The 10,738-nt window shown below is 72.6% G+C and carries 12 protein-coding genes and 1 pseudogene; 11 read left to right on the top strand and 2 right to left on the bottom strand.

All coding sequences use genetic code 11. From position 1 onward, the window contains the following. Positions 1 to 131: 131 nt before the first annotated feature. The gene (locus C1I97_RS22500; RefSeq protein WP_111005010.1) at positions 132 to 1,706 is read right to left on the bottom strand and encodes an oxidoreductase; all 1,575 of its coding nucleotides are present in this window, start codon (positions 1,704 to 1,706) and stop codon (positions 132 to 134) included. A 202-nt stretch (positions 1,707 to 1,908) separates the two neighbouring features. Between C1I97_RS22500 and hisD the strand changes: the two genes are divergently transcribed. Genes hisD through C1I97_RS22460 form a run of 9 tightly spaced genes read left to right on the top strand, consistent with a single transcriptional unit; the run spans position 1,909 to position 8,902 of the window. Beyond that, positions 1,909 to 3,234, top strand: coding sequence for a histidinol dehydrogenase (gene hisD, locus C1I97_RS22495; RefSeq protein ID WP_111005009.1), 1,326 nt, complete (start codon positions 1,909 to 1,911; stop codon positions 3,232 to 3,234). After that, positions 3,231 to 4,346: a histidinol-phosphate transaminase gene (locus C1I97_RS22490; RefSeq protein ID WP_111005008.1), complete on the top strand. Its 1,116-nt coding sequence runs from the start codon at positions 3,231 to 3,233 to the stop codon at positions 4,344 to 4,346. The genes hisD and C1I97_RS22490 overlap by 4 nt, the downstream gene beginning before the upstream one ends. After that, the gene (gene hisB / locus C1I97_RS22485; RefSeq protein ID WP_111005007.1) at positions 4,343 to 4,936 is read left to right on the top strand and encodes an imidazoleglycerol-phosphate dehydratase HisB; all 594 of its coding nucleotides are present in this window, start codon (positions 4,343 to 4,345) and stop codon (positions 4,934 to 4,936) included. Before C1I97_RS22490 ends, hisB begins: the two co-directional genes overlap by 4 nt. Further along, complete coding sequence (locus C1I97_RS40075) at positions 4,933 to 5,097, top strand: hypothetical protein (RefSeq protein WP_181446859.1); 165 nt, start codon at positions 4,933 to 4,935, stop codon at positions 5,095 to 5,097. The genes hisB and C1I97_RS40075 overlap by 4 nt, the downstream gene beginning before the upstream one ends. Continuing rightward, positions 5,088 to 5,744 carry an imidazole glycerol phosphate synthase subunit HisH gene (gene hisH / locus C1I97_RS22480; RefSeq protein ID WP_111005006.1) on the top strand — a complete coding sequence of 219 codons (657 nt, stop codon included), beginning with the start codon at positions 5,088 to 5,090 and terminating at the stop codon, positions 5,742 to 5,744. The genes C1I97_RS40075 and hisH overlap by 10 nt, the downstream gene beginning before the upstream one ends. Then, the gene (gene priA / locus C1I97_RS22475) at positions 5,744 to 6,472 is read left to right on the top strand and encodes a bifunctional 1-(5-phosphoribosyl)-5-((5-phosphoribosylamino)methylideneamino)imidazole-4-carboxamide isomerase/phosphoribosylanthranilate isomerase PriA (RefSeq protein WP_111005005.1); all 729 of its coding nucleotides are present in this window, start codon (positions 5,744 to 5,746) and stop codon (positions 6,470 to 6,472) included. Before hisH ends, priA begins: the two co-directional genes overlap by 1 nt. Continuing rightward, a complete protein-coding gene (locus C1I97_RS22470; RefSeq protein ID WP_111005004.1) occupies positions 6,469 to 6,873 on the top strand; it encodes a RidA family protein in 405 nt (134 codons plus the stop codon). Before priA ends, C1I97_RS22470 begins: the two co-directional genes overlap by 4 nt. Next, positions 6,870 to 7,625, top strand: a complete 756-nt coding sequence (gene hisF, locus C1I97_RS22465; RefSeq protein ID WP_111005003.1) for an imidazole glycerol phosphate synthase subunit HisF — start codon at positions 6,870 to 6,872, stop codon at positions 7,623 to 7,625. Before C1I97_RS22470 ends, hisF begins: the two co-directional genes overlap by 4 nt. 5 nt (positions 7,626 to 7,630) lie before the next feature. After that, positions 7,631 to 8,902 carry an MFS transporter gene (locus C1I97_RS22460; protein WP_441349140.1) on the top strand — a complete coding sequence of 424 codons (1,272 nt, stop codon included), beginning with the start codon at positions 7,631 to 7,633 and terminating at the stop codon, positions 8,900 to 8,902. 39 nt (positions 8,903 to 8,941) lie between these two features. Here C1I97_RS22460 and C1I97_RS22455 read toward each other — a convergent pair whose 3' ends face one another. Continuing rightward, complete coding sequence (locus tag C1I97_RS22455) at positions 8,942 to 9,577, bottom strand: TIGR03085 family metal-binding protein (RefSeq protein ID WP_111005002.1); 636 nt, start codon at positions 9,575 to 9,577, stop codon at positions 8,942 to 8,944. 83 nt (positions 9,578 to 9,660) lie between these two features. On the opposite strand from C1I97_RS22455, the gene hisI reads away from it, so the two are divergent. Then, complete coding sequence (hisI, locus tag C1I97_RS22450) at positions 9,661 to 10,071, top strand: phosphoribosyl-AMP cyclohydrolase (protein ID WP_111005001.1); 411 nt, start codon at positions 9,661 to 9,663, stop codon at positions 10,069 to 10,071. An 11-nt stretch (positions 10,072 to 10,082) separates the two neighbouring features. Next, positions 10,083 to 10,738, top strand: a pseudogene (locus C1I97_RS22445) (anthranilate synthase component I); the annotation flags it as partial.

Here is a 10,738-nt window from a genome sequence, read left to right as displayed (position 1 = left end):
GAGCAGAGCCATGGTGTCGACCATTGAAAGACCGCAGGTCGCGGCACGCCAGAGGGTGGGGGCAAGCCGGGGAAAGTTGTACGGCGGCCGGTCAAGAGAAGGCAAAAGGTGCCTGCTGGGAAACCGGGGTCCTAGCTGCGCCGCAGCAGCCGGGTGGCCCCCGCCGCCACCGTGGTGGCCAGGGTCCAGCCGAGGAGGATCAGGGCCGCGGCGAGCCACTGCCAGCCGCCGCTCAGTCGCCACCGGCCCGCCTGGCCGAGGTCGACGACCGGCAGGAGCAGGTCCAGGGCGAAGAGGGCGGGGTTCCACGGGGGTTGCTCGCCCGGGTCGCCGTCCGGGCGGCCGGCGTGCGCGAACGCGAGCGAGCCGGCCGCCCACAGCACGGCCATCCACACCGCGGCCCGGCCCGGACGGTACCCGTAGGCCACCGCCCAGTCCTGGACGTAGCCCACGAGCTTGGCGGCGAGCGGCAGGGTCTCGCGGCGGCGGCGCTGCTTGGCGAGCAACACCTCGCGCGCGTCCTCGTCCTCGCCCGCCTCCCGCAGCACGGCGGCCAGCCGCTCGTACGGCTCCGGGTGGTACTCGGCGGTCGCCGCCGTCAGCCAGTCCAGGCGCTCGGTCAGCGGGAACGGGCCCCGCGGCACCAGGTTCTCGTAGACGAAGCCGCTCATGTGCAGGCGGCCCGGGCCGGGCCAGCTGCTCGCCCGGTCGACGAGGGTGACGATCCGCGCCCCGGACAGCACCACCTTGCCGCGCGTCGGATTCTCCCCGAGGAAACGCAGCTCGGGCGTCTGCACCCGGCGCAGCGACAGCTCCTGCTCGTCGGTGAAGGAGAACCGGGCCCGCTCCAGGTCGACCGCGTCCCCGAACCGCCCGTCGTCCAGGCGCACCCCGCCCCGGCACTCGAAGGGCTGGATCCGCGTCCCGCGCGCGGGGGTCACGCCGCTCGGCGTGCCGCCCAGGCCCGCCGGGGTGAGGTACAGGGTGCGCTCGACGGTCAGCTGGGGCGCGTTCAGCGCGAACCGCGCCGGTGCGCCCGCCAGCCGCGCCCCGCGCAGGCTCAGCGAGACGCCGATCTTCGCGCTGCGCAGACTGAACTCGCCGTGCGCCTGCAGGAGCTCCGCCTGGAGGTCCTGGCCGACCGTCATGCCGTCGGCGGCGATCGAGCGGCCGGCGCGGTCCTGGTGCACGACCGCCTGGTTGAGCAGCAGGTCCGTGCCGATCTGCGCGTCGGTGAGCCGTATTCCGCCGGGGAACCGGCAGCGCGGCAGGTGCAGGTCGCCCTCGGTGTGCACACGGGCCGCCTCCAGCCGCGGCACCGAGCAGTCCACCAGCCGTACGGTCGTGAAGCGGGCCTCCGGCAGGAGGACCTGCTGCTCGAACCGGCAGCCCTTCATCTCCACGTACGGCACCACCGTGCCCCCGGCGAGGTCCAGGGGGCCCGCGATCAGCAGGCCGGTCAGTTTCAGGGACGACACGCGCCCGGCGAGCGCGGGCGGACCGTCCAGCAGCAGCCAGCAGACGACACGCGCGCGTACGGTCCGCTCGGGCCCCCACGGCAGGCCGCCGTGCGGGTCGTCGACCGCGGCGTCCCCGCTGCGCAGGTCGTACACGCTCCCGTTGCGGAAGGCCTGCCACATTCCCGCCTCGACGGTGGTCAGGTCCCCGGGCGGGCCCCCGGCGCGGATGCCGGTCCCCTCGGTCACGGCCTTCCCTCCTTCCCCGGCTACTCGTGGGTTCTGCGATGCGTACAACGGGTCATGCCCGCTGAGTGACGGACTGAACGCGAACAGTGACGAACCTTTTCCGCGGGGCCGTGAGAGGCTGGAGTCCGGAAGCCGCGGGGTTCCGTATCAGCCACTGATACGGACGGACGGGGCTCGTGCGCCGTCTGAGAGAATTGAAACCGTGATCTCCCGAATCGATCTGCGCGGCGACGCCCTTCCCGAGGGCCCCGCCCTGCGCGACCTGCTGCCCCGGGCCGACTTCGACGTATCGGCCGCCCTGGAGAAGGTGCGTCCGATCTGCGAGGCCGTGCATCATCGGGGCGACGCGGCACTGATCGACTTCGCCGAGAAGTTCGACGGCGTACGGCTGGAATCGGTGCGGGTCCCGGCCCGGGCACTCAAGGACGCGCTGGAGCGGCTCGACCCCGCCGTGCGCGCCGCCCTGGAGGAGTCCATCCGGCGCGCCCGGCTCGTCCACCGTGAGCAGCGCCGCACCACGCACACCACCCAGGTCGTGCCCGGCGGCTCGGTGACCGAGAAGTGGGTGCCGGTCGAGCGCGTCGGGCTGTACGCGCCCGGCGGCCGGTCGGTCTACCCGTCCTCCGTGGTCATGAACGCCGTGCCCGCCCAGGAGGCCGGCGTCGAGTCGATCGCGCTCGCCTCCCCGCCGCAGGCCGAGTTCGACGGCCTGCCGCACCCGACGATCCTCGCCGCCTGCGCCCTGCTCGGCGTCGACGAGGTGTACGCGGCCGGTGGCGCCCAGGCCGTCGCGATGTTCGCGTACGGCACCGAGTCCTGCCCGCCCGCCAACATGGTCACCGGCCCCGGCAACATCTGGGTCGCCGCCGCCAAGCGCCACTTCACCGGCAGGATCGGTATCGACGCCGAGGCCGGACCGACCGAGATCGCGATCCTCGCCGACGCCACGGCCGACCCGGTGCACGTCGCCTCCGACCTGATCAGCCAGGCCGAGCACGACCCGCTGGCCGCCGCCGTCCTGGTCACCGACTCCGTGGAACTCGCGGACGCGGTCGAGAAGGAGCTTCAGCCGCAGGTCGCGGCGACCAAGCACGTCGAGGACCGGATCCGCCCGGCGCTGTCCGGCAGGCAGTCCGCGATCGTCCTGGTCGACGGCCTGGACGAGGGCCTGCGCGTGGTCGACGCCTACGGCGCCGAGCACCTGGAGATCCAGACCGCCGACGCCGCCGCGGTCGCCGACCGGGTGCGCAACGCCGGCGCGATCTTCATCGGCCCCTGGGCGCCGGTCTCCCTCGGCGACTACGCGGCCGGATCCAACCACGTCCTGCCGACCGGCGGCTGCGCCTGCCACTCCTCGGGCCTGTCCGTGCAGTCCTTCCTGCGCGGCATCCACATCGTGGACTACACCGAGGACGCCCTCGCCGAGGTCGCCCACCACGTGGTGACGCTGGCCGAGGCGGAGGACCTGCCCGCGCACGGCGCGGCGATCAAGGCGAGGTTCGGGTGGAAGGTACCGACGAGCAAGTGAGCTTCGGAATCGACGATCTCCCCGTCCGGGACGAGCTGCGCGGCAAGTCCCCCTACGGCGCGCCCCAGCTGGACGTCCCGGTACGGCTGAACACGAACGAGAACCCCTACCCGCTGCCCGAGCCGCTGGTCGAGCGGATCGCCGAGCGGGTGCGCGAGGCGGCCCGCGGCCTCAACCGCTACCCGGACCGGGACGCGGTCGAGCTGCGCACCGAACTCGCCAAGTACCTGACGCGGACGGGCGGCCACCCGGTCGGCGTCGACAACGTCTGGGCGGCCAACGGCTCCAACGAGGTCATCCAGCAGCTGCTGCAGACCTTCGGCGGGCCGGGCCGCACCGCGATCGGCTTCGAGCCGTCGTACTCCATGCACGCGCTCATCGCGCGCTCCACGGGCACGGGCTGGATCTCCGGGCCGCGCGGCGAGGACTTCACGATCGACCTCGCCGCCGCCGAGAAGGCGATCGCCGAGCACCGCCCGGACGTCGTCTTCGTCACCACCCCCAACAATCCCACCGGCAACGCGGTCCCGCGCGAGACCGTCCTCGCGCTGTACGAGGCCGCGCAGGCGGCCAGGCCGTCCATGGTGATCGTGGACGAGGCGTACGTCGAGTTCAGCCACGGCGCCTCGCTGCTGCCGCTGCTGGACGGCCGGCCGAACCTCGTCGTCTCCCGCACCATGTCCAAGGCGTTCGGTGCCGCCGGCCTGCGCCTGGGCTACCTCGCCGCGCACCCGGCGGTCGTGGACGCCGTACAGCTGGTCCGGCTGCCGTACCACCTGTCGGCGATCACGCAGGCGACGGCACTGGCCGCCCTGGAACACACCGACACCCTGCTCGGTTACGTCGAGCAGCTGAAGTCCGAGCGGGACCGGCTGGTCGCCGAACTGCGCGCGACCGGCTACGAGGTGACGGCGTCGGACGCCAACTTCATCCAGTTCGGGCGGTTCGAGGACTCCCACACCGCCTGGCAGAGGATCCTGGACCGGGGCGTCCTGGTCCGTGACAACGGCGTACCGGGGTGGCTGCGGGTCACCGCCGGGACGCCGGAGGAGAACGACGCGTTCCTCGACGCGGTTCGTGAACTGAAGAAGGAACAGGAGCAGAGCGGATGAGCCGCGTCGGGCGCGTGGAGCGCACCACCAAGGAGACCTCTGTCCTCGTCGAGATCGACCTCGACGGCACCGGCAGGACCGACATCGCCACCGGAGTCGGCTTCTACGACCACATGCTCGACCAGATCGGCCGGCACGGTCTGTTCGACCTGACCGTGAAGACCGACGGCGACCTGCACATCGACTCCCACCACACCATCGAGGACACCGCCCTCGCGCTCGGCGCCGCCTTCAAGCAGGCCCTCGGCGACAAGACGGGCATCTACCGCTTCGGCAACTGCACGGTCCCGCTGGACGAGTCCCTCGCCCAGGTCACCGTCGACCTGTCCGGCCGCCCCTACCTCGTGCACACCGAGCCCGAGAAGATGGCGCCGATGATCGGCGAGTACGACACCACGATGACCCGGCACATCCTGGAGTCCTTCGTCGCCCAGGCCCAGATCGCGCTGCACGTGCACGTGCCCTACGGGCGCAACGCGCACCACATCGTGGAGTGCCAGTTCAAGGCGCTGGCGCGGGCCCTGCGGTACGCGTCCGAGCGGGACCCGCGCGCGGCGGGCATCATCCCGTCCACGAAGGGCGCGCTGTGACCGGTCTGTCGACCCTGCTGATCGTCGTCGGCCTCTTCCTGGTCGGCGGCATCGTCTCCTTCGTCAAGCAGCAGATGCCCAAGAGCCTCATCGTGCTGCTGTCCCTCGGCGCGGCGCTGTGCCTCGTCGCGGGCGTGATGCGGCTGGAGGTGTGGAATTGAGCGTTTCCGGCACGGCCAGGAAGGTCGTCGTCTTCGACTACGGCTTCGGCAACGTGCGCTCGGCCGAGCGGGCCCTCGCGCGCGCCGGGGCCGAGGTCGAGATCACCCGCGACTACGACAGTGCGATGAACGCCGACGGCCTGCTGGTGCCGGGCGTGGGCGCCTTCGCCGCCTGCATGCGGGGCCTGAAGGAGGCGCGCGGCGACTGGGTCATCGAGCGCCGGCTGGCCGGCGGGCGCCCGGTGATGGGCATCTGCGTCGGCATGCAGATCCTCTTCGCGCGCGGCATCGAGCACGGGGTGGAGGCCGAGGGCCTGGACGAGTGGCCCGGCACGGTCGAGCCGCTCCAGGCGGACGTCGTGCCCCACATGGGCTGGAACACCGTCGAGGCGCCGACCGGCTCGGAGCTGTTCGCCGGCCTGGACGCGGACGCCCGCTTCTACTTCGTGCACTCCTACGCCGTCCACGACTGGCGGCTGGAGGCGAACAACCCGGTGCTGCGCGCCCCCAAGGTCACCTGGGCCACCCACGGCAAGCCCTTCGTGGCCGCCGTGGAGAACGACGCCCTGTGGGCCACGCAGTTCCACCCCGAGAAGTCCGGCGACGCCGGAGCGCAGCTGCTGAACAACTGGATCGGAACCCTCTGATGGCTTCGAAGCTCGAACTCCTCCCCGCCGTCGACGTCCGCGACGGCCAGGCCGTCCGCCTCGTGCACGGCGAGTCCGGGACCGAGACCTCCTACGGCTCTCCCCTCGAGGCCGCCCTGACCTGGCAGCGCTCGGGCGCCGAGTGGCTGCACCTGGTCGACCTCGACGCCGCGTTCGGCACCGGCGACAACCGCGAGCTGATCGCCGAGGTCGCGAAGGCGATGGACATCAAGGTCGAGCTGTCCGGCGGCATCCGCGACGACGACACTCTCGCCGCCGCCCTGGCCACCGGCTGCACGCGCGTGAACCTGGGCACGGCCGCGCTGGAGACCCCCGAGTGGGTCGCCAAGGTCATCGCCGAGCACGGCGACAAGATCGCGGTCGGCCTGGACGTACGCGGCACCACCCTGCGCGGCCGCGGCTGGACCCGCGACGGCGGCGACCTGTACGAGACGCTGGAGCGTCTCGACAAGGAGGGCTGCGCGCGCTACGTCGTCACCGACATCGCCAAGGACGGCACGCTGCAGGGCCCCAACCTGGAGCTGCTGAGGAACGTGTGCGCGGCGACGGACCGCCCGGTGGTGGCCTCCGGCGGCGTCTCCTCGCTCGACGACCTCCGTGCGATCGCCGACCTCGTGCCGCTCGGTGTCGAGGGCGCCATCGTCGGGAAGGCCCTCTACGCGAAGGCGTTCACTTTGGAAGAGGCCCTGGAGGCAGTGTCGCGATGACGTCCGATGCCGTGCGGCGCGTGCAGAGCGGAAGCCCTTGGGAGGAGACCTTCGGTTTCGCGCGCGCCGTCGCGGCGGGCGACCGTGTCCTGGTGGCCGGCACGACGTCCTTCAAGGGACACGTGCTGTACGGGGAGGGCGATCCCTACGAGCAGGCGAAGGTGGCGTTCACCAGCGCGCTGGAGGCGATCGCCCGGTTCGGGCTCGGCCCGGAGTCGGTGCTCCGGACCCGGATGTATCTGACCCACCAGCGGGACGTGGACGAGGCGGGCCGGGCCCACAAGGAACTGTTCGACCTGGTGCGTCCGGCCTCGACCCTGCTGGTGGTCGAAGGCTTCGTGGACCCGCGCATCCTGGTCGAAGTCGAAGTAGAGGCATACAGAGGAGCCGTGGATTCATGACCCTGGCGGTCCGAGTCATCCCCTGCCTGGACGTGGACAACGGCCGGGTCGTCAAGGGCGTCAACTTCCAGAACCTGCGGGACGCGGGCGACCCCGTCGAGATGGCCAAGGTGTACGACGCCGAGGGCGCCGACGAGCTGACGTTCCTGGACATCACCGCGTCCTCGGGCAACCGGGAGACGACGTACGACGTGGTGCGCCGCACCGCCGAGCAGGTGTTCATCCCGCTGACGGTCGGCGGCGGCGTCCGTACGGCCGAGGACGTGGACCGGCTGCTGCGGGCGGGTGCGGACAAGGTGGGCGTCAACACGGCCGCGATCGCCCGCCCCGACCTGATCCGGGAGATCGCCGAGCGCTTCGGCCGCCAGGTGCTGGTCCTGTCGGTGGACGCCCGCCGGACCCCCTCCGGGAGCTTCGAGGTGACCACCCACGGCGGCCGCCGCGGCACCGGCATCGACGCGGTCGAGTGGGCCCACCGGGCGGCCGAGCTGGGCGCGGGCGAGATCCTGCTCAACTCCATGGACGCCGACGGCACCAAGGACGGCTACGACCTGGAGATGATCGCCGCCGTCCGCAAGCACGTCACGGTCCCGGTGATCGCCTCGGGCGGCGCCGGCAGGCTCGCCGACTTCCCGCCCGCCGTCGCCGCGGGCGCGGACGCGATCCTGGCGGCCTCGGTGTTCCACTTCGGGGACCTGCGCATCGGGCAGGTCAAGGAGACACTGCGGGAGGCGGGGCACCCGGTCCGTTGACCACCGTGCCCCCCAGATCCGACGGCGTGTCCGCCGATACCTCCGCCGACGCGCCCGCGTCCGAACGCCCGGCCCACCGCGACGGCAACGTCCTGCGCTGGCTCGCCGCCTACACGGCCTCGATGCTCGGCGACAACATCTACTACATCGCCCTGTCCTGGGCGGCGGTCCGGGCGGGGTCGCCCGCGCAGGCCGGGGTCGTCATGGCGGTCAGCGCGCTGCCCAGGGCCCTGCTCATGCTGGGCGGGGGAGTGGTCGCCGACCGGTTCGGGCCGCGCAGGGTCGTCATCGGCAGCGACGTCGTGCGGTGCGCGGCCGTACTCGCGGTGGCGGCGCTGCTCTGGGCGACCGGCCCCGGGCTGTGGCCGCTGGCCGTGCTCGCCCTCGCCTTCGGCACCGTCGACGCCGTGTTCATGCCGGCCGTGGGCGCCCTCCCCGTGCGCGTGACGAGCCGCGGGCAGCTCGCGCGCGTACAGGGCATGCGGGGGCTGGCGATCCGGTTCGCGAGCGTCGTCGGCGCGCCGCTCGGCGGTCTCGGGGTCGCGCTCGGGGGCGCGGCGGCGGCGTTCGGGCTCGCCGGACTGCTGATCGCCGTGTCCGTGCCGCTGCTGGTCTCCGTACGGATCCGGGAACTGCCGCGGGACGACACCGCGGACGCCGGTGGCTCCACCGCCTGGCGGGACCTGGTGGACGGCCTGCGCCACATCCGCCGCCACCGCGTCCTCGCCCCGCTGATGCTGGCCATCGCCCTCGGCGACCTCGGCTTCGTCGGCCCGCTCAACGTCGGCCTGGCCCTGCTGGCCGACGAACGCGGCTGGGGCGCCTCCGGCATGGGCTGGGCGCTGGCCGGATTCGGCACCGGGGCGGGCGCGGCCTCGCTGCTGCTGACCGTGCGCGGACGGCTGCCGTACGCCGGACACGTGGCCGGGTGCGCGATCATCGCCGGCTCCGTGGCCATCGGCGCCCTCGCTCACGCCCCGAGCGTCGTCGCCGCCACCGGGGTGGCCGTGCTGATCGGCCTCCTCACCGGCCTCAGCGGCGCCCTGTGCGGGGCACTGCTGCAGACCCAGGCCGACCCGGCCTGCCTCGGGCGGGTCACCGCCGTGTCCGGTCTGGTCAGCCTGGGTCTCACGCCGCTGAGCATGCCGCTGTCCGCCGCGGCGATCGGGGTCTGGGGGACCGGCCCGGTGTTCGCCGTCAGCGCGGTGGTGTGCGGGCTGGGCGGCGTCGTCACCCTGGCCGCCCGCGACCTGCGGCGCGTCGAACTGCCCCACTGACCACCGTTTCGCGGGCGGCGGGGTTCCGCGGGTGACGGGTCAGAGACCCAGCTGCTTGGTCTCCGACAGCTTCGCGATCGCGTCCTTGTCGCCCTCCACCTCGACGCGGGCGGCGCTCTGCCGGCCGAACGCGAACAGCAGCAGCTCCGACGGCTCGCCCGTCACCGTCACCACCGGCGTGCCCCGGTGGGCGACGGCCGTCTCCCCGTTGGGGCGGCGCAGGACCAGGCCCGTCGGGATGCCCCGGCCCAGCAGCCGGGCGGTGCGCTCCAGGCGGGACCACAGGGTCTCCTGGAAGACCGGGTCGAGCTCGCGCGGCGACCAGTCGGGCTGGGCGCGGCGCACGTCCTCCGAGTGGACGTAGAACTCGACGGTGTTGGCCACCTCGTCGATCTGCTTGAGCTGGAAGGGGGAGAAGCGCGGCGGGCCGGTACGGATCAGATGGATCAGTTCCTCGTACGGCTTCGCGGCGTACTCCTCCATCACCTTCTGCAGACGGGGGGCCAGCGGCTTGATCAGCGCGCCCCCGGCCGCGTCGGGGCGCCGCTCGCGCACCACCACGTGCGCGGCGAGGTCACGGGCGTGCCAGCCCTCGCAGAGGGTGGGCGCATCCGGACCGGCGGTCTCCAAGAGGTCGGCGAGCAGAAGCCGTTCACGCTTGGCAAAGGTCGACATAAGGTCAGCCTACGGCTACGCACCGAGTCCGCACAGTGGACGACGCGGACCCGCCGCCGGTTCCGCGCGGCACAATGGCACCCATGACCAGCACGCCCGGCACACCCCCCGCCAGCAGCCTCGACCCCGAGATCGCGGCACGCCTCAAGCGCAGCGCCGACGGGCTCCTGCCCGCGATCGCCCAGCAGTACGACACCGGCGAGGTGCTGATGCTCGGCTGGATGGACGACGAGGCGCTGCACCGCACGCTGACCACCGGCCGCTGCACCTACTGGTCGCGCAGCCGCCGGGAGTACTGGGTCAAGGGCGACACCTCCGGGCACGTGCAGTACGTCAAGTCCGTCGCCCTCGACTGCGACGCCGACACCGTGCTGGTCAAGGTCGACCAGGTGGGAGCCGCCTGCCACACCGGCGACCGCACCTGCTTCGACACCGACGTCCTGCTCGCGGACGTGCAGGGCGCCGGTTCCGGCGCACGGGCCGAGGGTCAGTAGGGTCGGCCGCCATGGACCTCGAGACGTTCCGCAAGCTGGCCGGCGACCGCCGCGTCATCCCGGTCACCCGCAAGCTCCTCGCCGACGGCGACACCCCCGTCGCGCTCTACCGCAAGCTCGCCGCCGAGCGCCCCGGCACCTTCCTGCTGGAGTCCGCCGAGAACGGCCGCACCGCGTACACCTGGTCCCGCTACTCCTTCGTCGGCGTCCGCAGCGCCGCCACCCTCACCGAGCGCGACGGCCAGGCCCACTGGCTCGGCACCCCGCCGGTCGGCGTCCCCGCCGAGGGCGACCCGCTCGCCGCCCTGCGCGCCACCGTCGAGGCCCTGCACACCCCCCGCGACCTCGCCCACGACCTGGGCCTGCCGCCCTTCACCGGCGGCATGGTCGGCTACCTCGGCTACGACATCGTGCGCCGCCTGGAGAAGATCGGCCCCGGCGAGCGGGACGGCAGTGATCCGACAAGCGTGCCCGAACTGACCATGCTGCTCACCTCCGACCTCGCGGTCCTCGACCACTGGGACGGCACGGTCCTGCTGATCGCCAACGCGATCAACCACAACGACCTGGACACCGGCGTCGACGAGGCGTACGCCGACGCCGGTGTCCAGGTCGTTGTGGTTGATCGCGTTGGCGATCAGCAGGACCTGGCTCTTATACACATCTT

This window comes from Streptomyces sp. NTH33 (assembly GCF_003236365.1).
Lineage (GTDB): Bacteria > Actinomycetota > Actinomycetes > Streptomycetales > Streptomycetaceae > Streptomyces.
The sequence above is the reverse complement of the archived record's forward strand: the minus strand, read 5'-3'. Positions and strand labels throughout refer to the sequence as shown.